Here is a 21978-nt window from a genome sequence, read left to right as displayed (position 1 = left end):
TGTAGTGTGTTGCAAGCAATCTAATAATATTACTGTGGTGTAAGCCTAACTTAGTTCTTTCACCCACTTGTGAGCCATCACCAGATCTTCTTGGGTATTTATATCTTGTAACGGTTGTAAACAGGCGTCATCGACTCTAATTTTATACCCAGACCATAAAACACGGAGTTGCTCTAACGCTTCATGGCTTTCCAGCTCGCATACAGGCCAAGTAACAAAATCAAGTAAAAAAGCCGCCCGATAAGCATACAACCCAATATGGCGAAAAACGTGTTTAATACTGCCAGGTTCATCACGATGGGCTGGAATCGCACTTCGAGAGAAATAAAGTGCGTTATTATGGCAATCACGTACTACTTTCACCACATTAGAATTCGCTAATTGTTCATAATGATCAATTGGCCAACATAATGTTGCCACAGGGCATGGGGAATGATGTAAATTATGTGCAACCTGTGAAATAAGCTCTGGCGCTATTAAAGGTTCATCGCCCTGAACATTAACAATAATGTCCTCGGGCAGAAATTGACCCTGTGCCACTACCTCAGCAATTCTATCAGTACCTGTCTCATGAGCCGGATCAGTCATACATACTTGCGCACCAAAATGACTGGCGTGCTCCGCAATCAACTCATTATCTGTCGCTATAATGACTGATTTAGGATTTGCTTTCAGCGCTTGCCTATAGACCCGCTCTATTACTGTATAACCCGCCAATTCCATCAATAACTTGCCAGGCAACCGCGTAGATTGGTAACGTGCAGGAATAATCACATGAAAATCAATACTCATAAACGTTCCTTTTCCTCTAAAGGAATCAAACGTGCTTCTTGCTCCAACATCACCGGGATCCCATCACGAATAGGATACGCTAAACGGTCAAAACGGCAGATCAACTCATTTTCTTTTAACAGCAACTTTCCTTTACATAGCGGGCAAACCAAGATTTCTAACAAACGTTTATCCACGTGTTTCTCCTTGCGTTATTTGATTGCGCACATAAACAGGCAATGCCTCTGCTGCACTAACCGCTTTTACCTCACCACTTAAGGCAAGGCGAATCATTGCTTGTGCATGGGGGTAGATTGTAAAATGATTCACAAGCCGTGTATGTAAAGACACCGGTAATTGCCGCAAGTAAGCATCAAAACCAACACCAGCTAAAACGAATTTTTTTTCACCAGGTACATGAATATCAGCAGCATCACAAACCTGCTCTTCGCTCTCGTTCGCATCACCAGCAAAACAACCCCAATAAAGCTGATTCATCCGAGCATCAAGAACGGCCAGTATAGCAGCATCCTTTGCTAACCTATTCTGAACTCGTACTTCATTGGCTATAGCAGCCAGGCTACTGACCGGCAATAAAGGCAAATCGTGAGAATAAGCCAATCCTTTGGCCACACTGCAGGCAATACGCAAACCAGTAAAACTACCAGGGCCGCGTCCATATACAATTGCATCGAGTTGGCTTAAACAGAGTTCACTGTCAGCCAGTAACCGGTCAATCATAGGTAAGAGCATCTGCGCGTGCTGACGCTGTACCGCCTGTTCTTCACAACGAATCTCACCATTGAATGCCAAAGCCACAGACGCTTTTTCTGTTGAAGTGTCAATTGACAATAGATTCATTTTGTAAGGCCAATTCATGAATAAAAGTTAATACTGTTTGCTCATCGCGTGTTTTACGCAGTGAAGGTAAACTTGCAAAAACGTAACGACCATAGTCTCTACCCGTTAACCGTGGATCAGCAATCATTAATACACCTCGATCACTGCTATCCCGAATCAGACGCCCTATCCCTTGTTTCAAGGCTAAAACAGCATTGGGTAAGGATAATTCATCGAAACCAGATAAACCACGTGACTTTAGATAGGCCATTTTACCACGTATCACCGGATCAACCGGGCTGGCAAAAGGCAGTTTGTCAATGATAACACAAGAGAGAGCCTCCCCTTTGACGTCCACACCTTCCCAAAAGGTCGCTGTACCCAAAAGTACTGCATTACCGAGCTGGCGAAACCGTGCCAACAAGATTGGCTTGGCTTCTTCCCCTTGTACCAACAGGGGATATTTTAAAGTATTGGCCAGTCGTTGAGCAACTAATTTTAACGCTCTATGACTGGTAAACAGGAAAAAACACCGCCCACCACAAGCATCAATAACCGGTAAAGCCTTCTCTAACAGACTATCGTAATAACGATTGTCTTTAGGATCAGGCAATTCACGAGGTAAATATAGCAGGGCTTGTTGTTGATAATCGAAAGGACTTGGCAGTAACAAGGTTTCGGCCTGGGTTAAACCTAAAGGTTTGGTAAAACAATCAAAAGAAGAGGCCATTGTTAAGGTGGCAGAAGTAAACACATAAGCGCAATGTTGCCGGGTTAACAAATTATGGAACGCTTCGGCGACATCAAAAGGCGTGGCATGAAAAACCAAGGTATGCTTGAAACGTTCCAGCCAACGGATCTGTGCTTTATCAGTCTGGCTAAAACGCCCCAGTATCCGCTTGAAATCTTCCAATCGTTTTAAACATCGTGCCAGACCGGGAGTCTCTTCAATCGTTGCCTTAGATACACAATCCAATAACTCATCAACCAAAGCAAGTAGAGCCTCCCAACTTTGTCTAAATGCTTTATTGCGCTCCAATTCTTCCCAAGCGATACGTTCCTCGCGTACTGTCAAAGCGCACAGCAATTGTTCAATAGCCTGCTCCATTTGGAAGCTCAATTTCTTCAATGGCTGATTCGCCAAATCAAGCACCGGCCATTCACGTAAGAAATCGTCTACCAAATCACGAAGCTGACGCGTACCTAAGCGCTCCCCATTAAAATTCATGGCAATTTCTGCTAACTGATGAGCCTCGTCAAATACAACCACATCAACACCAGGTAACAGTTCACCAAACCCCTCTTCTTTTAAGCGAGAATCAGCAAAAAACAAATGGTGATTAATGACAACAACATCCGATTCAAGTGCTCGCTTACGCGCCTTTACCAAAAAACAGGTTGCGTGATGCTCGCATTCACTGCCAAGGCAATTTTCCGTTGTTGAAGTAACATAGGGCCAAACGGGTGAATCCTCACTGATCTCGGGTAATTCGGAACGTTCTCCGGCAGTCAATTGGGGCAATTTTTCACGTACATGTAAAATCTCATGGGCACATTGCGGATTAATAAAACGCCCCTCTTCAGCATGTAAATTGACCCGATAACGACAAAGATAATTGGCTCTGCCCTTAAGATTCTGTACTCGTACGGCCACACCCAATGCACGTACCAACATGGGTAGATCTTTATGAAAAAGTTGATCTTGAAGCGTTTTAGTAGCAGTAGAAATGAGTGCTTTTTTGCCACTTAGCAAACAAGGAATTAAATAAGCAAAGGTTTTACCAGTCCCTGTTCCTGCCTCCGCAACCAAGGTTGATTTCTCCATAATAGCCTTGGCTATCGCAGTAGACAAAATCACTTGAGGAGCACGGGCTACAAAGCCGGGAATGGCTGTAGCAAGCCGGCCGTTATTGCTCAATACACGCTGACAATGCTTACTGACATCGTCAGCCGAGTTTATTACTTCGTCCACTCTTTTTCTAAATATTGCAGCTTGCCTTCCACACCTTCCCAAGATTTAGCGTCATCTGGGGCATCCTTTTTGGAAGTGATATTCGGCCAGGTTTTAGCAAGTTCAGCATTGAGTTGTAAAAATTGTTTTTGATCGTCAGTTAAATCATCCTCAGAAACAATGGCATCAACGGGGCATTCAGGCTCACACAAGGCACAATCGATACATTCTTCAGGGTGAATGACCAAAAAATTGGGACCTTCATAAAAACAATCTACTGGACATACTTCAACACAATCAGTGTATTTACACTTAATACAACTTTCTGTAACAACAAAGGTCATGGCAGAACCCTTAAACTTCATTAACAATAAGGCTTATTAAAGCATAAATTGCCTTAGTCCCGCTAGCTCACTTGGTAGACTTCTCTCAAAAGGCTACTGCATGGGCACCTTCCTTCGTCGATACAGTACTCGAATCCTCATCTACTGACGTGTACACGCGGTTCTGTGCGCCATGTCTCCTCGAACTACTCTCACTACAGCGAGTTCAAAAGTGATCCAGTGAATCCAGGATGATCAACGTAAAATTCTATTCAAAATCAAGTTTTGGCCCAACCGGAACAATCTGGGAAGGGTTAATTGTTTTATGACTGAAATAATAGTGTTGTTTAATATGCAAAAGATTAACTGTTTCTCGTACACCAGGGTAATGATACAGCTTGTGTAAATAGGCTTGGAGCGCTGGGTAATCACTGATTCGCCGTTGATTGGTTTTAAAATGACTAAAATAAACTGCATCAAAACGAATCAACGTAGTAAAGAAACGCCAATCTGCTTCAGTTAATTGACCGCCTACCAAATAATCATGACGGCTCAAATGAATATCCAATTCATCCAACACCTTGAATAACTCGTAAAAAGCGAGCTCATAAGCTTCTTGGCGGGTTGCAAAACCGCATTTATAGACACCATTATTGACAGCGTTGTATATCTTGTCATTGATCGCATCAATCTCCGCTCGTAAGGCAGCGGGATAAAAATCTTGTTTATCACCCGTTAAATGATTAAAAACCTGGTTAAATTGACGAATAATCTCTGCTGATTCATTACTAACTATAGTCTCTTCTTTTTTGTCCCATAAGACAGGTACAGTCACTCGACCGCTATAATGAGGCTCTGCTTTGCAATACAGCTCATATAAATAGCGCAAGCCATATAAGTGGTCTCCTGTGGCCCCCATTTCTGCTTTAAACTCCCACCCCTGTTCAAGCATGTGAGGATGAACAATAGACAGACCAATATAATTTTCCAGTTTTTTAAATTGTCTAAAAAGAAGAGTACGATGAGCCCAAGGGCAGGCAAGCGATACATAAAGATGATAACGTCCCTTTTCTGCCGGGAAACGGGCATCGGACTCCAGACTAATTGCATTTCTGAATTGTGCTGACTCTCTTTTGAAGGCACCCTCTGTTTTAGCAGTATCGTACCAACTATCTTGCCATTGACCGTTGATTAACAAACCCATCCTATCCTCCTGCTGAATTAGAGCTGGGGCATTTCTACCATCCCTTAAAGGGACGAAATGTGAAATAACCCAAGCTATGTCTATTCACACTTTAAACAAGAAGAAAACGAAAATTTTTCTGAATTTCAGTCAAACTAAATTTATTTAGGAATAGAGAAAAACTCATCCATGCACTCAGTGCAGCAAGATCACGAAACGGTGGTGGTAAATACACCGGCGGAATTAAAAGTCCGCGTTCTTTTAATTCACCTAAGAGAGGTAGATCATCCAATACCAGCTTACCAGTAAATAAAAGCGGGATAGAATCAATTCGACGCTGACTGATAGCAAAACGCATGTAATTATAAATTAATAAAAACCCTTTTGCATAAGACAAGTCTTTGGTAAATGGCCCTCCCTCAGGGGTACTGCCCCTGAATACGCGTACAGCATGATTATAGCTATCGTCTGCTGTTAAGCCACATTCAATAAAATAACGATAGATGTCAATAAAATTCGCCCCTTGTCTTACTTTATCAAGAGCAATAACACGATTTGTTATTTTACGTACCCGACCAGGATAGGAGGAAAAAGTAACGACCTCAGTAATAACCGCTAATCCTTCCTGAATCACACTACTTGAAGGTGAGCCTTTGGAGAGGAAAAAACAATAAGGCTGCATGGCACCATTTAGAGTCGTGCCAACATGTACCCAACCCTCATGCACTTCAAGATATTTCAAATCACGATCACTGAATTTGGCATGTTGACTTAATTTGATACTATCAGCTCCCGCAGAGGCATCGGCAACCATATCATCACTAACCATGACAGTCACTTTGCCGGGATGCTGATCAAAAAAGCAGCTTAAGCGCTTTTGCAATAAATCTTGCGCCTGTTTAGGCGTATATTGTTTAACATCCGCCTCCGACTGTAATTGCACATCCAACGCCGTTAATACATCAAAAAGCAGAGTACCCAATTCGGAAAGGCGTGGTCCGCCTGAATAGAAAGCATCGTTAGGACTGCCATACAATTCCATGGCTAACTCGCAAAAGGCAGGAGTCCCCCGCATTGCCAGCATTTGAGCGGCTCTGGAATATTCTTCACATTGCCGTTTAATTAAACGAACAACGGGTGAATATTGACCTAACTGATTTTGTGCATCACGCAAAATACAACGAAATTCTTCCTGCTTCTCTGACGCATCAAAGGGTATCGGTTTATTATCGTAGTAAGCTTTATCAATTGCAGGCAACTTCTCTGCTTTGTTACGAAAAAAATCCTGCTTAATTGAATCATCCCATTTAATACTATCCAAAATGCGTATGTTACGCTGTGCTTCTACTAATCGCTTTGACAATTCCTGGATAATAACTAATTCGTCTGATTCTGACATAAGTGCCAACCTTAAATTAGGTAATTTACGAGCTAAGTGCCGGATCCGTCGGAGGAGCAATACTTACCTGCGCGTTTTGGTTTTGCGGAGGTAAATCATAGAAATGACTTATATTACTATCCGTTAAAGGGGGCGGCACTACTACTGTAGTACCATTTTTACTGCGTAAATACAATTGCTCACCATTACTTGCATATTGCGAACAAGCCGTTAACAGCATAATTGATAAAACAAAGAATCCAATTTTTTTCACAACAACCACCCTCAATTTAAACAAGTTGCAAAGTACGAAGTACTTGCTCTAAAGCGTGATGATGCTCTTCTGACAAGGAAGTCAGAGGTAACCGTAATTCATCATTCACTAACCCCATTCTGCTTAAAGCCCACTTCACAGGAATAGGGTTTGACTCCACAAATAACAACTGGTGTAACGGCATCAGTTGCTCATTGATACGTAAACAAGCAGCATGCTCATTGTCTAAGCCAGCATCGCATAATTTTGCCATATGCCTGGCAGCCACATTTGCTGTCACTGAAATAACACCTTTTGCACCCGCTAAGAGCCATTGGGCAGCAGTCAAATCATCGCCACTATAAACATCAATACTCGCCTCACAACTACGCAGTATTTGTTGTAATCGCGTCATCTGCCCTGTTGCCTCTTTTATCCCTACAATATTTGATATTTTGGCGAGTCGCACCACCGTTTCAGGTAGCAGATCACAGGCAGTCCGGCTCGGCACGTTATATAATATAATAGGTATTGCCACAGAATTGGCAATATGGCTGTAATGCTGATACAGCCCTTCTTGGGTCGGTTTGATATAAGCTGGTGTCATAATAAGTGCCGCATGAGCACCGTACTCCATAGCCATCTCAGTCAACTCTATACAATCCCGGGTAGCATTCATTGCTGTACCGGCAATGACTGGAATACGCTCTCTGACCTGGTCAACAACTGTCTTTATCACTAACAATTTTTCTTGATGAGACAGAGTCCCCGATTCACCCGTGGTCCCCGCCGCAACAATTGCATGTGTACCTGCTGAAATATGAAATTCAACCAATTCACGTAACCGCTCTACATCCACTTTGTCTTCTGACATTGGAGTAACTAATGCAACTATGCTGCCTCGAAACATAACGCCCTCTTTTCCTGAAAACGATTTGCCAATACTACTGGGGGATAGATAATTTCTCAAGCCAAAAAGCGGTTACCAGAAAAGTTGGTTATTCTGGAACTAATCAACCACTTCATTCCGCCTTCCTGATTAGTCACTGGTTTTCTACCCAAAAGTAAAATCCAAGTCATGTTAACAACCGCATTATGAACAATATTTACGCAAATGATTTCTTTTTGTACTAATATGACTATGAAGGGATCAACTTAGAAGAGGATAGTCATCATGAGAAATATCATAGGTACGTTGTTTTTCTTGAGCTTATCAACAGCAGGACTGGTTTCTTGTACAAGCACACAAGTAGGAACTGCCACAGGAGCCGCAGCAGGTGCTGGGATCGGTTATGCTGTCGGTGGTGGTTGGGGATCTGCGATCGGTGCAGGTGCAGGAGCCTTAATCGGTAATCAAATCGGCCAAGAGCAAGACCGAAGATACTACTATCGACATGGCCATTATTATTACTACTAATTGGCTTCCATTTTGTCTTGAATCATAGGCTTGTGCAATCTATGCGTGGTGTTAAGGCAAAATGGAAAACCCGTTGCTATACTGGTAAAGAATAATAAAAAACAGGGAATGTAAGCATGCGATTAAAAAATAAAGTAGCTATTGTAACCGGTGCTGCCAGTGGAATTGGTAAAGAAATTGCACTTGTCTATGCGCGTGAAGGAGCAAAGGTAGCCATTGCTGATCTGAACCTCAATCAAGCACAACAAGTTGTTGAAGAAATTCAATCCATGAAACACCAAGCCATGGCAGTAGAAATGAATGTTACGGATGAAGACCAAGTAACAAAAGGTGTTGATGCAGTTGCCAAGCATTTTGGTGGTGTGGATGTTTTGGTAAGTAATGCAGGTATCCAGATTATTGATCCAGTCGATAAACTGTCTTTCGCCAATTGGAAAAAAATGCTTGCTATTCATTTAGATGGTGCCTTTCTTACTACCCGAGCCTGTTTAAAGCATATGTACGCTTCTGGCAATGGTGGGAGTATTATCTACATGGGCTCAGTCCATTCTAAGGAAGCATCCAAATTAAAAGCACCTTATGTGACAGCAAAACATGGCCTACTCGGCTTATGTAAGGTTGTCGCCAAAGAAGGGGCGGCTTATGGTGTGCGAGCTAACGTAATCTGCCCGGGCTTCGTACGTACTCCTTTAGTCGATAAGCAAATTCCAGAGCAGGCTAAAGAATTAAAGATTAGTGAAGACGACGTTATCAAAAAAGTTATGCTGAAAGATACTGTCGATGGTGAATTTACTACCATTGATGACGTCGCACAAACTGCTTTATTTTTTGCCTCTTTCGGTACCAATGCATTGACTGGACAATCTTTAGTAGTAAGTCATGGTTGGTATATGGAATAACCGCACAATAAAAGATGATCACCTGCTTTTTCAAAGCGGGTGATCATGAACGGCGGGCCACTAATAAAGACAGGAGCCTAAGAATGAATGAGTCAGAAGTGAAAAAAAATGCGTTTGCCATGCCCTTTAGTAGCCCCTCTTATCCACCAGGTCCATATCGCTTTATTAACCGTGAATTTTTAATTGTTACTTATGAAACGGATATTGATTTGCTTCGTGAAATTGTACCTGCGCCATTAGAAGTGGTCGAGCCGCTGGTAAAATTTGAAGTTATCCGCATGCCGGATTCAACGGGTTTCGGTGATTACACCGAATCAGGTCAGGTCATTCCCGTACGCTACAAGGGTAAACCTGGCAGTTATACCCACGCCATGTATTTGGATGATCTTCCTCCTATCGTTGGCGGACGTGAAATCTGGGGCTTTCCTAAAAAACTTGCTCAACCCCGATTAACCGTTGAAAAAGAAACCCTCCTTGGCTCGCTTGATTATGGTTGCAATCGAATTGCCACAGCCACTATGGGTTATAAGTATGAAACGCTGGATTGCAAAAAAGTTGCTGAATCCCTGGTAGCACCCTGTTATTTATTAAAAATAATTCCCCATGTTGATGGCACCATACGCATTTGTGAGTTAGTTGAATACGAATTAACGGATGTCATTATTAAAGGAGCATGGACCGGACCTGCCCAGTTAGAATTGTTTCATCATGCCATGGCTCCCATTGCTAAACTGCCAGTGAAAAAAGTGGTGAATGCCGTTCATATTCTCTCTGATCTAACTCTACCCTATGGCCGGGTAGTGCATGATTATCTGAAATGAACGCATAAAAAATAATTCATCAACTTTCGGAGAAAACGTGTTGAATTCTTAAAATTAATACTTCAAAATCAATTAGATAGCTTTTTAGGGAAAATAAATGCTAATTTTGCTGGGGTATCTGGTAATACTATTGTCTGTTTTTGGCGGCTTTGCATTGGCTGGCGGGCATTTAGCAGCAATCATGCAACCTGTTGAATTATTAATTATTGCCGGAGCTGCCATCGGGTCTTTAATCGTTGGTAATAAAGCCAGTGTTTTAAAATCAATCGCCAAAGCATTACCCAATGCCTTTCGTAGCGAAAAATCAGCCAAGGTTATGTATAGAGATATCTTGGGTCTGCTGTATGCCCTTCTTAATAAGGCTCGACAAGAAGGTCTTATGTCATTGGAATCCGACGTTGACGAACCTGCAAACAGTCCAATTTTTACCAATTTCCCACGTCTAATGGCCAAACCCCATTTGATTGAATTCATGTGCGATTATTTTCGCCTGATTATCACTGCCAATATGCAGCCTTTTCAACTGGAATCGCTAATGGAAAGTGAAATTGAAACCAATCATGAGGAAGAATTGATTCCGGTACATGCTATTACCAAGCTGGGAGACGGTATGCCCGCTTTTGGTATCGTGGCTGCAGTATTAGGTGTGGTGCATACCATGGAGTCAATCAATCTCCCACCAGCACAACTTGGGGTGCTGGTAGCACAGGCTTTGGTTGGAACCTTCCTCGGTATTTTATTGGGTTACGGTTTTATAGGTCCTTTAGCAACCGCCATTGAGCAACGAGCTAACGAAACCCAATTGATGCTCAATTGCATTAAGGTAACGTTATTGGCCAGTGTACACAATAATCCACCCATTATAGCGACCGAATTTGGCCGCAAGGTCCTGTTTTCTAATGCAAGACCTTCCTTTAATGAACTCAATGAAGAAATTAAAGCAGTCAAAACTAGTAGCTAGGTAGGAGTCTATGGCTGGTAATAATAATGAAAAAAACCTTATCGTTATAAAAAAAATAAAAAAGCGCGATTCCGGCCATCATGGTGGTTCCTGGAAAATTGCCTATGCCGATTTTGTAACTGCCATGATGGCATTTTTCTTATTGATGTGGTTGCTGGCTTCCTTAAATAAAGCACAAAAAGATGGCTTATCAGAGTACTTCAAACAACCCCTCAGAATAGCCTCCATTGGTGGAGATAGCATGGGGGCTAGAAAAGAAACCATCAACGGTGGAGGTGACAATTTCAAGAAAAAGGATGGCCAAGTAGCAGGAAGCAATCAAGAAAGCGCTGAGATGAAACAACTTGAGCAATTAAAAACAGACATCATGTTGAGCATGGATAACGATCCCTCTCTATCTGAATTGAAAAAACGCCTTCTAATGGACGTTGTTTCTGAAGGATTACGCATTCAACTCATTGATAATCAAAATAAACCGATGTTTGGAATGGGGAGTGATGAAATTGATCCTGAAATGCTGGTCGTACTTGATAAAATAGCAAAACTCTTGCAACACATGCCTAATAAGATAACGATCCAAGGTCATACAGACGCCCATCCTTACCACAACCCCGAGGATTTGGAACAAAGTAATTGGGAATTATCAACACAACGCGCTAATACGGCACGTCGTGCGCTGGTCAAATCAGGTATGCAAGAAGAGAAAGTCATGCGGGTAACAGGTTATGCCTCCACGGTTTTACTAGACAAGAAAAACCCTTTAAACCCCAATAACCGCCGCATTACGATCATTGTGATGAAAAAAGAAGCTGAAGCCAAGGTGATTAAAAATGATTGATATCAACAGGTTAAACCAACGTGCAGATTCCTGAAGCACCAGCCTTTTATTTATATTGCTGCGCAATACTGACCTTAGCGGCTCTTTTAACCAACCCTCATAGCAAATACCTCAACTCAGAACCAATGATTACAGTAACTTCGCCGCCCATGCTATGCTTATTAAGGGTTAACTTTAATAGCGAAGCAAGGAACTCACCATGAAAACAAGGCCAGTTTATATCGCGGGAGGAATGCGAACCCCTTTTGTAAAATCGATGACCCACTATAGCAAGGTTTCAACCCAAGACTTAATGACTGCTTCGCTGCAAGAATTAGTCAAGAAAATGCATTTGGAAAATAGAATTCTTGGTGATGTTGGGCTAGGCGCTATAATGAACAGCTCCTTCAATTGGAACCTGGCACGAGAATGTGTTCTGGGGACCTCACTTGATCCCCATACTCCCGCTTATACATTACAACGTGCCTGCGGTACCAGTCTTGAAACAACCTTACAAGTTGCACTCAAAATTGCTAACTTTCAAATCGATGATGGGATTGCAGCAGGAATCGATTCAAACAGTGATTTGCCCATTATGTTTAAACCCTCTTTTGCCCAAAAATTACTTGCCTTGCATAATGCCAGGGATTTCAATACCAAATTAAAAATCATTGCTTCATTTCGTCCTGCTGATTTTAAACCTCAATTTCCTGCTGTTGTTGAGCCACGCACTGGTTTATCAATGGGACAGCATACCGAGAAAATGGTCAAAGAATGGGGAATTACCCGCCAAGCCCAGGATGAGTTAACCCTCACTAGCCATCAAAATGCGGTCAAAGCCTATGAAGAGGGTTTCTACGATGATCTCGTTTTTCCTTTTATGGGCTTACAGCGAGATACTTTTTTGCGTGCTGATACAAGCATGGAAAAACTGGCTAAATTAAAACCGGCTTTTGATAAAAGCGATGCTGGTACTTTAACAGCAGGCAACAGCACCCCTCTAACCGATGGTTCAGCCGCCGTGTATTTATTATGCGAGGATATTGCCAAAAAATTTAATCATCCAATGCTTGCTCGTTTTGTGGATGCTCAGGTTGCTGCGGTTGATTTTGTTGGCGGAGAAGGGTTACTTATGGCTCCAACCAAGGCCGTGAGTGAATTATTAAAGCGTAATAAGTTGACCTTACAGGACTTCGATTTTTATGAAATTCATGAAGCGTTTGCCGGCCAGGTTCTCTGCACCCTCAAAGCCTGGGAATCGGATGAATATTGTAAGAAAGTGCTCAATCAAAACCAGGCACTGGGGTCCATTGATAAAACAAAAATGAATATTAAAGGAGGGAGTGTTGCCTTGGGACACCCTTTTGCCGCTACAGGAGCACGTATTGTCGCTAATCTTGCCAAATTACTGCATCAACGAGGTAGTGGTCGAGGTTTAATCTCTGTCTGTACAGCAGGTGGCATGGGAGTAGCGGCGCTTATGGAAGCTGTGTAACGAACGAAAAATAATTGCAAGCTTGCGTGCCCTTGAGTACACAATTCCTTCTCTTTTGATTTATCACCATGTTATTGCTTTTTCACTTTCCTGACTCCATAAAACAAGGAATACCATCCGGTAGCAAACACCACCTCATACGCCCTTTATTAATTGTTATTTATCCCTACAAACAGCTATATTATTTAGGCTCTAATCAATCATTTTTTAATGGAGAGCTCGAAATTAATTATATATGGTACGGTATTAAACGCTTTTTTCGCTATTTTTTTGTCACAACTCTAGCAGGATGTGTTACTTACCTACCTATTTTTATTTATTTTATTCTCCCTACGGTAATTATTATGAGCTTTGTTTTAGCACTAAATGACGTGATTCTAGCCAAACAATCCAGAGTATTTTTACCTTCTTTTGGTCCAATGTACGCTTATTTGCTCAGTTGGGGATTTACCATTGCAATTGCCTTATTCCTCATTACCCTATTAATCCTAGGAATAAAAGGAGAGTTATGAAGCTTGATAATACTGCTATTTCCCTTGTTTTAAGGCGCTTTGCACATTATTGGTGCGTCGGTGCAATTTGCAGTACGTTTACTCTAATTTCTGGTTTTTTTATTTGGAGTTTGTTAATAGTTAGTCTTTCTAGCTTGTTGTTATCTATTGAGGATCTGACAACTTATAAACGTATGGCTTATTATCCCCCTACTTTTACCAGGTTCTATCTGAGTATTTGCCTTATCGCAGCTGTTTTAACTGCGATCGTTAATTTTCTAATTTATAGCTATTTAAATTCGTAGGTGCACCTACAATGTATTCTTTAGACTGACTGCGAGTTTTAAATTTTTGGCAGAAGACTTTCAGCCCACTTCCACAGCAAGTTTTTAAACCTATCTAATTAATCTGCTTTAATTGGGTTCGCATACCAAGAAATCGATCAAACTAAAATAAGACATAGAGCAAATCATCAATAAACGAAGTAGTTATGCTCGCGCTCATCCTCATTTTTGGTTCTTTAAAAGACATGCCATTAAATAGTGATACCGGAACGTAAGTAGCGAGCAATTGGGACATCTTGGTTGGTGGTTGCGACGATCAGGGATCTTGGAATAATCAATTATCAATGACACCCATTTTTTTCAAGATAAACCACCAAATAGTCCTCTTTCATGGTTTATTAATGATGCAGATTGCGTTAAAGTATAGGCGCGTGTTTTACTGGACAGCAAGCTATGAAGCCCTTGACTCGTGACATTTTACTAACTCTCTCAGTCAAACTTTTGTTACTCATTGCGCTATGGTGGGTTTGTTTCAAAGATGTAGAAAAGTCTTCAAAAAATACACAGCAATGGTTATTGGGCACTAGTTTGCCATCCGATACGGCACTTATCGCTAAAACGAAATCGTGAATTAACGCCACATTTCTTTTTAGCCTTATAAACCTCCAACTTTTGAGGTGATGCTGATGATTCCTGGTAGTGAAATAGTTGATCTCTCTCGTCTACAATTCGCCCTTACTGCACTTTACCATTTTCTCTTTGTTCCATTAACTTTGGGCCTGTCTTTATTATTAGCCATTATGGAAACAGTTTATGTGATGACTGGCCGAGAGATTTGGCGTCAAATGGTACGTTATTGGGGTATCTTATTTGGCATTAATTTCGTCTTGGGGGTAGCAACCGGTTTAACCATGGAATTCCAATTTGGAACAAATTGGGCTTACTACTCACATTATGTTGGTGATATCTTTGGTGCGCCATTAGCTATTGAAGGACTGATGGCTTTCTTTTTAGAAGCGACTTTTGTAGGTCTATTCTTCTTTGGCTGGGATAGATTAAGTAAATTCCAACACATGTGTTGTACCTGGTTACTTGCGCTAGGTACCAATTTATCGGCATTATGGATCTTGATTGCTAACGGCTGGATGCAAAATCCTGTTGGTGCAAAATTTGATTATCAAACGATGCGTATGGAAGTCACTGACTTTGCTGAAGTTATGTTCAATCCCGTTGCGCAAGCAAAATTTGTTCATACCATAAGTGCTGGTTATGTGACTGGAGCTATCTTTGTCCTGGCAGTTAGCGCCTATTTTCTCTTGCGCGGCCGCAACAAAGAATTAGCCAAACGTTCTATGACGGTTGCTGTTTCTTTTGGCTTAGCCTCCGCTTTATCAGTAGTCGTGTTAGGTGATGAAAGTGGGTATCTCTCAAACTCAAACCAAAAAATGAAATTAGCCGCCATAGAAGCAATGTGGCACACTGAAAAAGCGCCTGCCGGTTTAACCTTTATTGGTATTCCAAACGAAAAAGAGATGAAAACCGATTACGCCATTGAGATTCCCTATGTATTGGGAATTATTGCTACCCGTTCATTTAATGAACCAATGGAAGGTATTTACGATCTCATTGAACAAGGAAAACAACAAATTCGTGAAGGGATCCTGGCCTATGACGCTTTAACCCGTTTGCAGAAAAACCGCAATGATGAAGCAGCAAAAATTGCGTTTGAGCAACATGGTAACTACCTGGGATACGGCTTGTTACTTAAGAAATATACGGAAACCGTTACTGACGCCAGTGAAGAACAAATTGCACAGGCAGCTCAGGATTTGAAACCACACGTTATCCCTCTATTTTTCTCCTTCCGTATCATGGTTGCTTGCGGAATTTTCTTTATTCTCTTATTTGCTGTTGGTTTCTATCTCATTGTTAGACGCAGACTTCACACGACACGCTGGTATTTACACATCGCGTTCTGGTCATTGCCTTTACCATGGATTGCTGCGGAACTTGGTTGGGTAGTAGCAGAATATGGACGCCAACCTTGGGTGGTACAAGGTATTTTACCAACATTTATGGGTACTTCTTCTCTTCATTCATCGCAGTTGTTAACTTCACTCGCGGGTTTTATCCTGTTCTACACCGCCCTCGCCATAGTTGAAGTCTATTTAATGGTGAAATACATCCGTCTCGGCCCCGATGGCATGCAACATCAAACTGGAGAAGCATAATGCCCTTAGATTACGAAACATTACGTGTTATATGGTGGGTTCTATTAGGTGTTCTGCTGATTGGTTTCGCCATAATGGACGGCTTTGACCTCGGTGTTGCCATGTGGTTACCCTGCCTTTCTAGAAATGATTGGGAAAGACGAATTCTTATTAATAGCATTGCGCCAACCTGGGAAGGGAACCAGGTTTGGTTTATCTTGGGTGGTGGTGCAATCTTTGCAGCATGGCCCATGCTCTACGCCATTTCTTTCTCAGGCTTTTATCTGGCAATGTTACTTATCTTGCTTGCTCTGATTTTGCGCCCAGTAGGCTTTAAGTATCGCTCCAAAATGTCCCATCCTGGATGGCGTTCTTGTTGGGATTGGGCCTTGTTTACAGGTGGATTTGTTCCTTCATTAATCTTTGGAGTCGCTGTTGGTAATGTCTTACAAGGCGTACCTTTTCATTTTGATGACAGTTTACGTCCTTTCTATACAGGGACATTCGTTGCTTTACTGAATCCATTTGCTTTATTGTGCGGTTTACTTTCTGTATCCATGCTTGCAATGCATGGCGCTTTTTTCATTCATGTCAAAACAGAAGGAGATCTCCAGCAACGCGCAAAAACTGCAGGGAAGATTTGCGCTGCATTAACCATCGTTCTATTTATCTGTGGGGGCTTGTGGGTTTACTATGGCATTGATGGTTATATTTTAACTAACTCACCCTTGCACGATGGCCCATCTAACCCGCTCTATAAAAACGCTGCTCGCCATGCAGGAGCCTGGTTCTCTAATTTTCAGGACATGCCTGTTACCTTGCTTGTACCGATACTCGGTATTGCCGGTGCTCTTTTAGCCATATTAGTTGCAGCAAAAGCCCGCCTGGCTTTTATTTTTAGTGCTGTTTCTATTATTGGCATCATTGCAACTGTCGGGGTTAGTATGTTCCCATTCATTCTGCCCTCTTCCTCTAATCCGGAACAAAGTTTAATTGTCTGGGACAGTTCCTCTAGCCAGTTAACCCTTTTTATTATGTTGATAGCAACAGCAATTTTCTTGCCTATTATCTTAATCTACACCGCCTGGGTTTACCGTGTGTTGCGTGGTAAAGTAACCGTTGAAACGATTAAGGCCAATCACGAAACAGCCTATTAGGAGTTATTAATCATGTGGTATTTTTCTTGGATTTTGGGTACAGGCTTGGCTTGTACCTTCGCGGTATTAAACGCAATGTGGCTTGAATTACACGAAAACGATAAAGCAGCTGACTTATCAAAATCCTCAGACCAGGGCGTGCCCATTAATACCTAGGGATTTGTGGGAAGTCCATTCAGATGCACTTATTTAATTCTGAATTTTAGTTTTGAAATTCTGTGTATGCAATAACCGGTCTGCCACGTAACGGCCGACTAACTGTCCCATAAGGACAGCAAGATAGGCCTGACCTGTAAATGACTCAAACCAGGATAAGGTTTGGGCAATTGGACTTTTAGGAACGATGTCGCCAAATCCCAACGTAGTGAGGGTTACAAAAGAATAATAAATCATCGTATTCTCAGTCCTATCAACTAAACCCAAAAACGCGCCAGGATCCAGCATATAAACAAACAGATCAAGATAGGCATAGGCCAGTCCAATAAAAAGATAAGCGGATAGAGAACCAAATAACGTGGTTACACTAATTGTTTTATCCGCCAAGGTATAATGTAAACAACCAGCAGTCATCAAAGAAAAATAGCAAGTAGCAAAAAATGCCTTGATTACTCCTACCCACGATTGAGCCAACCATAGACTAATAACAATAAGCAATAGCTCAATACAAGCGATACCAAGAATCAATAACAATAGCTTATTCCCCCGTTCTCCGATTAATACCAAACTACAGATAATCAGAATCAGAAAAAATAAATCAGTCACTCTTGATAGCTCGAACTGTGACTCCAATGCTTTAGAAAAACAAAAAAGCAATAATACAAAAAAAAGAAATAAAAACCGTAGGCGTTTAATGAGTTTGGTTAAATGAAATAGGCGTCTCATTGTTGATCTCGGGCGTGGAATCATCCTTGGTGTTTCCCAAGTATCTCTGCACAGTCAATAAAGATCAATTGTCTTCAATTAGGGGGCTGAAGCAGGATCAAAAGGACGTCATTATGGTCTAAAATTAACTTAAAGGAAAATTAAATATGCCTTTAACAGCATGGTTGTAATAAGCAACCGCTTTATTCAGGAGTACAATCATGAGTCATGAAGATGAAGCACTTACTATTTCAAATCCCCGTTTACTCTCGGCTGTTTATTTCGCTTTGTTAGCCGTTATCGCGACTGTAATCATTGATTTATTCTTTTATTCGATAGGATTAGAACGACTGTTACCAACTTTTCAGGCGATTCTTCTAGCCGTTATTGTAGCAGCCTGTTTTGGAGCCCTTTTTGGAGAACGTATTGTTCATTGTCCTCAACCTTATCGCCGTAAAACTTTTTTATGGGGGTTTTTAATGGTTATTGTGGCTCTGCCTTTTTATGATTTGGGATTCATTTATCTTCTCAGGGGCTCCTATAGCCATTCTTTTGAGGGCTCAACCTTCAGTAATTTGGCTGTTATGTATTTATTTGTCTTACTATACAGCTTTATACTGGCAGGACTCTGGTTGGCTATTGCGGCGGGATTTGCAGCGATGTATTTACGTGGACATTTAGTTTACGACATACTACATTCAAAAAATCAGCGGCAAACAACGCCTGTCTCTTTACAACAAAAAGCAGAAGCAGTGAAGCAGACTAAGAATGATAAAATAATAACTCACTAAATGGCGGGTGCTATGACCTTGAAAGCTGACGACCAAAATCCATTAAGCCCCAAATTTGCTGGGGCTATTTTCTTTGCTATTTTTGCTGTGCTATTTATGCTGTTTACTAAATACACCTTATTATCACTAAAAGACAGTTTGTCACTGCCTCTATTACCCTCGCTATTGATCGCCGCAATTACCGGTGCTTTTGCTGGAGGGATATTTGGGGAGGTTTTAGCAAAAAAAGGCCACTGGTTACGTCCTTTTTTTATTGGTATTTTATTAGCCTGCCTATCACTTATTTTAGGTAGTTTAGGCGTATTGACTCATTCTTACTTAAGCAACCCCAGTTTTTTTGCTCGTTTCCACCACTGGCAAGACTATTTTGTTGTGTATGGTGTAGTGTTATTATCCTTAACATTAACGATTGGTCTATGGCTCATCCCTCTTACAGGCTTGGTAGCCATTTATTTTAATAAGCACTTTTTCCCAGGCCTCCTCGCTGTGGATGAAAAGCGGCAACTAGAAAATAAACAAAGCAAAACTGATTCCACTAAATCTGATGAATAATAAAACACAGTTATTAACCCTTATGCGAGAAGGGGCTATTGTTATTACTCCTAATAATCGCTTAAGCACCGAACTGTTAAATGATTTTTTTGCTGCCGTCCCTCTTTCCATTCAAGATAAACCCCGATGTTTTCCATACCGGGCATTTTTATTAGATACTTTCAAAAAAATAAGGCATAAAAACCCGCACACTAATTACCCTATCGTATTAACCACACAGCAACTTCGTCATTTATGGCGCCAAATACTTAGTAATCACACATCACTACCTGTTAACGAGGGATTATTAAACGCCGTTGAAGAAGCATGGACCCGTTGTCATTTATGGCAACTCGATTTTCATCACCCAGCCTTTTCTTACACGGCACAAACTCGCCAGTTTCAGCAATGGGCGCTGCAACTTCAACAAGAACTCGACAAACTGGATGCAATAACAGAAGACGAATTAGCGACTTATCTAAGTAGGCAACAGAACATATTAGATGCGCAACCCTTAATCTGGGCTTGTTTTGATGATTACACCCCCCAACAAAAAGCATTGCAAAAACTATTTAATGCTCAAGGTTGTCAAATCTATCATTACGATTTGGCCCCCCAGTCAGCTATCGGTTACCAATGTATCGCACAAAATGACGACGATGAACAGCAACAACTTATCCATTGGATAAAAGGACGCCTAGCCCAAGGAGAAACGCATATTGCAGTCGTTGTCCCTGATTTACAAATTCAATCGCAGGGCTTACAACGTCTTTTACAACAGCAGTTTCCCGTAGAACAATTCAACCTGTCTTTAGGTCAAGCCTTGGCTGATTACCCTTTAGTCGCACACGCTTTATGCTGGCTGCATCTCGATGGAAAAACAATAACAGCCCAGCAAGCACGCTTGCTCTTACACTCGCCTTACCTTGCCTACTCACAAACAGAAATGTTAGCAAGGGCACAATGTATGGAAGACAGTTCTTCATTACGAGAACTCAATATTGCCTCTAGCACATTGATTAAAGACTGGCATTATACCGCGCCTAAACTTGCTAAAGTCCTGGAAAATATAACGGCCTATCCTGAACAAGCGTCCCCACAAACTTGGGCAAACGCATTTAAGACACGGCTCGCAGCAATGGGATTTCCTGGTGAATATCCTCTCGACTCAGCAACGTATCAATGTTATCAGCGCTTTTTAATCGTATTTGACGAATTTAAACAATTGGCACTAATTACACCAAGTATGAACAAAGAGCAGGCTCTCCTGACTTTAAACGAACTATTGAAATCAACCATCTTTCAACCCAAAAAAGCAAAAGCGGTTATTCAGGTTCTTGGTTTATTAGAGGCATCAGGTTGTCTGTTTGAAAGCCTTTGGGTCACAGGTCTTACTGATCAATGTTTACCACAAAAAGCAAGACTATCAGCCTTTATACCTATTTCCTTGCAGCGTGCTTATTCCATGCCACACGCAGACCCGCTACGTGAACTGCAATTGGCACAAAAAACCTTAGCAAGATTAAAAAACAGTAGCGCACATACCGTATTTAGCTATTCTCGCTTAAGCAAGGATCAGCCAAATATGCCAAGTCCCTTGCTTGTCGATTTAGAAACCTACTATGCGCCACTTATTGAAACAGTCGCTCAACAATCGCATCTAACAAGTTTCAATGAAACCTACTACCTGCCACTGATCGACAATGAAAACATTCGTGGCGGAACTGCTATCTTGGCAAATCAGGCCAAATGCCCGTTTAGAGCCTTTGCCGCCCATCGTCTCCATGTAAGAGCAGCCGCGGAAATGTCAACGGGTCCAGACGCGATGGAGCGTGGTCAGTTAATTCATAAGATCATGGAGCTATTATGGCAAACGTTGCAAACTCAAGAAAATCTTTTATCTCTTGATGAAGGGCAGTTAAACGAACTTATCGTGAACGCCATTACCTCCGCCATAGAACCTTTGGTAAAACAAAGACCATCCTCTTTCTCTACTCTGATAAAGGACGTTGAACTAGTAAGGCTTAAACGATTAGTCCATGCCTGCCTGACATGGGAACGGCAACGACCACCATTTAGCGTAGATGCTTTAGAACAAACGTTTACCATTAATCTGGCTGGAATTGATTTTTATGTACGGGTTGACCGTTTAGATAACGTTGCAGAGAATAAAAAATGGGTGATCGATTATAAAAGTAGTTTGCCGCAAAGCCTGCCATGGAAAGAAGATCGCCCACAGGAGCCTCAACTCTTACTCTATGCTTTATTAGATGAAACAATTAATGCACTGTTGTTTGCCGAGTTAAAAGCTGGTCAGTTAACCTGTAAAGGATTAAGTGCAGAAACGTATCCTATTCCCGGCATAATAGCTTTAAAAAAAGACGAAAACTGGGTTGATTATCGCCAACACTGGCAAAGTCAATTGAATGATTTAGCCGGTGAGTTCAGCCAAGGCCATTGTCCTCCCAGGCCCAATAACGGTTCAGTTTGCCAGAATTGCGACTATCAAAGTTTGTGCCGCTTTAGGAATAATTTATAGGAGCA

General features: G+C 41.6%; 25 protein-coding genes. 15 read left to right on the top strand and 10 right to left on the bottom strand.

The window, feature by feature from the left end:
• Positions 1–45 precede the first annotated feature (45 nt).
• The 9 genes from kdsB to dapA all read right to left on the bottom strand — a co-directional run bounded on the left by kdsB (position 46) and on the right by dapA (position 7609).
• Positions 46–792, bottom strand: a complete 747-nt coding sequence (gene kdsB / locus DYC89_RS04425; RefSeq protein WP_115220676.1) for a 3-deoxy-manno-octulosonate cytidylyltransferase — start codon at positions 790–792, stop codon at positions 46–48.
• On the bottom strand, positions 789–968 hold the full coding sequence (locus DYC89_RS04420; protein ID WP_115220675.1) for a Trm112 family protein: 180 nt from the start codon (positions 966–968) through the stop codon (positions 789–791). Before DYC89_RS04420 ends, kdsB begins: the two co-directional genes overlap by 4 nt.
• A complete protein-coding gene (gene tsaB, locus DYC89_RS04415) occupies positions 961–1632 on the bottom strand; it encodes a tRNA (adenosine(37)-N6)-threonylcarbamoyltransferase complex dimerization subunit type 1 TsaB (protein ID WP_115222654.1) in 672 nt (223 codons plus the stop codon). Before tsaB ends, DYC89_RS04420 begins: the two co-directional genes overlap by 8 nt.
• The gene (locus DYC89_RS04410) at positions 1613–3583 is read right to left on the bottom strand and encodes an ATP-dependent DNA helicase (RefSeq protein ID WP_342767870.1); all 1971 of its coding nucleotides are present in this window, start codon (positions 3581–3583) and stop codon (positions 1613–1615) included. Before DYC89_RS04410 ends, tsaB begins: the two co-directional genes overlap by 20 nt.
• Positions 3571–3906, bottom strand: a complete 336-nt coding sequence (gene fdxA, locus DYC89_RS04405) for a ferredoxin FdxA (protein ID WP_115222655.1) — start codon at positions 3904–3906, stop codon at positions 3571–3573. The genes DYC89_RS04410 and fdxA overlap by 13 nt, the downstream gene beginning before the upstream one ends.
• A gap of 247 nt (positions 3907–4153) precedes the next feature.
• Positions 4154–5089: a glutathione S-transferase family protein gene (locus tag DYC89_RS04400; protein ID WP_115220673.1), complete on the bottom strand. Its 936-nt coding sequence runs from the start codon at positions 5087–5089 to the stop codon at positions 4154–4156.
• Between the two features lie 91 nt (positions 5090–5180).
• Positions 5181–6467, bottom strand: coding sequence for a flavohemoglobin expression-modulating QEGLA motif protein (locus DYC89_RS04395; RefSeq protein WP_115220672.1), 1287 nt, complete (start codon positions 6465–6467; stop codon positions 5181–5183).
• 25 nt (positions 6468–6492) lie between these two features.
• Entirely contained in the window at positions 6493–6720 is a 228-nt protein-coding gene (locus DYC89_RS04390; protein ID WP_058446492.1) for a hypothetical protein, read from the bottom strand.
• A 16-nt stretch (positions 6721–6736) separates the two neighbouring features.
• Positions 6737–7609, bottom strand: coding sequence for a 4-hydroxy-tetrahydrodipicolinate synthase (gene dapA / locus DYC89_RS04385; protein ID WP_115220671.1), 873 nt, complete (start codon positions 7607–7609; stop codon positions 6737–6739).
• 264 nt (positions 7610–7873) lie between these two features.
• Here dapA and DYC89_RS04380 point away from each other — a divergent pair, with 264 nt between their 5' ends.
• The 12 genes from DYC89_RS04380 to cydX all read left to right on the top strand — a co-directional run bounded on the left by DYC89_RS04380 (position 7874) and on the right by cydX (position 17407).
• Positions 7874–8116: a glycine zipper domain-containing protein gene (locus tag DYC89_RS04380; protein ID WP_058446496.1), complete on the top strand. Its 243-nt coding sequence runs from the start codon at positions 7874–7876 to the stop codon at positions 8114–8116.
• Between the two features lie 116 nt (positions 8117–8232).
• Positions 8233–9015, top strand: a complete 783-nt coding sequence (locus tag DYC89_RS04375) for a 3-hydroxybutyrate dehydrogenase (protein WP_115220670.1) — start codon at positions 8233–8235, stop codon at positions 9013–9015.
• 83 nt (positions 9016–9098) lie between these two features.
• Positions 9099–9836, top strand: a complete 738-nt coding sequence (locus DYC89_RS04370) for an acetoacetate decarboxylase (RefSeq protein WP_115220669.1) — start codon at positions 9099–9101, stop codon at positions 9834–9836.
• 97 nt (positions 9837–9933) lie between these two features.
• A complete protein-coding gene (gene motA, locus DYC89_RS04365; RefSeq protein ID WP_115220668.1) occupies positions 9934–10797 on the top strand; it encodes a flagellar motor stator protein MotA in 864 nt (287 codons plus the stop codon).
• A 10-nt stretch (positions 10798–10807) separates the two neighbouring features.
• Positions 10808–11635, top strand: a complete 828-nt coding sequence (gene motB / locus DYC89_RS04360) for a flagellar motor protein MotB (protein WP_058446504.1) — start codon at positions 10808–10810, stop codon at positions 11633–11635.
• 199 nt (positions 11636–11834) lie between these two features.
• Entirely contained in the window at positions 11835–13109 is a 1275-nt protein-coding gene (locus DYC89_RS04355) for an acetyl-CoA C-acetyltransferase (protein ID WP_115220667.1), read from the top strand.
• Between the two features lie 344 nt (positions 13110–13453).
• Positions 13454–13621, top strand: coding sequence for a hypothetical protein (locus tag DYC89_RS16470; protein WP_181879320.1), 168 nt, complete (start codon positions 13454–13456; stop codon positions 13619–13621).
• Positions 13618–13905, top strand: a complete 288-nt coding sequence (locus DYC89_RS04345; protein WP_115220665.1) for a hypothetical protein — start codon at positions 13618–13620, stop codon at positions 13903–13905. The genes DYC89_RS16470 and DYC89_RS04345 overlap by 4 nt, the downstream gene beginning before the upstream one ends.
• A gap of 432 nt (positions 13906–14337) precedes the next feature.
• On the top strand, positions 14338–14514 hold the full coding sequence (cydP, locus tag DYC89_RS16465) for a cytochrome oxidase putative small subunit CydP (RefSeq protein WP_181879319.1): 177 nt from the start codon (positions 14338–14340) through the stop codon (positions 14512–14514).
• Positions 14515–14570: 56 nt separating this feature from the next.
• Positions 14571–16115: a cytochrome ubiquinol oxidase subunit I gene (locus DYC89_RS04340; RefSeq protein ID WP_115220664.1), complete on the top strand. Its 1545-nt coding sequence runs from the start codon at positions 14571–14573 to the stop codon at positions 16113–16115.
• Positions 16115–17251: a cytochrome d ubiquinol oxidase subunit II gene (gene cydB, locus DYC89_RS04335; RefSeq protein WP_115220663.1), complete on the top strand. Its 1137-nt coding sequence runs from the start codon at positions 16115–16117 to the stop codon at positions 17249–17251. The genes DYC89_RS04340 and cydB overlap by 1 nt, the downstream gene beginning before the upstream one ends.
• Positions 17252–17260: 9 nt before the next feature.
• Positions 17261–17407 carry a cytochrome bd-I oxidase subunit CydX gene (gene cydX, locus DYC89_RS04330; RefSeq protein ID WP_220271786.1) on the top strand — a complete coding sequence of 49 codons (147 nt, stop codon included), beginning with the start codon at positions 17261–17263 and terminating at the stop codon, positions 17405–17407.
• A gap of 33 nt (positions 17408–17440) precedes the next feature.
• Here cydX and DYC89_RS04325 read toward each other — a convergent pair whose 3' ends face one another.
• On the bottom strand, positions 17441–18133 hold the full coding sequence (locus tag DYC89_RS04325; RefSeq protein ID WP_181879318.1) for a potassium channel family protein: 693 nt from the start codon (positions 18131–18133) through the stop codon (positions 17441–17443).
• A gap of 200 nt (positions 18134–18333) precedes the next feature.
• Here DYC89_RS04325 and DYC89_RS04320 point away from each other — a divergent pair, with 200 nt between their 5' ends.
• The 3 genes from DYC89_RS04320 to DYC89_RS04310 are packed head-to-tail and all read left to right on the top strand — an operon-like array spanning position 18334 to position 21973.
• Entirely contained in the window at positions 18334–18903 is a 570-nt protein-coding gene (locus DYC89_RS04320; protein ID WP_115220660.1) for a hypothetical protein, read from the top strand.
• Between the two features lie 12 nt (positions 18904–18915).
• Positions 18916–19455 (top strand): hypothetical protein, encoded by a 540-nt coding sequence (locus tag DYC89_RS04315; RefSeq protein ID WP_147285472.1) that lies wholly within the window; start codon positions 18916–18918, stop codon positions 19453–19455.
• Positions 19448–21973, top strand: a complete 2526-nt coding sequence (locus DYC89_RS04310) for a PD-(D/E)XK nuclease family protein (RefSeq protein ID WP_115220658.1) — start codon at positions 19448–19450, stop codon at positions 21971–21973. Before DYC89_RS04315 ends, DYC89_RS04310 begins: the two co-directional genes overlap by 8 nt.
• Positions 21974–21978: the final 5 nt, after the last annotated feature.

The organism is Legionella donaldsonii, from assembly GCF_900452385.1.
GTDB lineage: Bacteria > Pseudomonadota > Gammaproteobacteria > Legionellales > Legionellaceae > Tatlockia > Tatlockia donaldsonii.
This window is presented reverse-complemented; position numbering and strand designations above follow the sequence as displayed.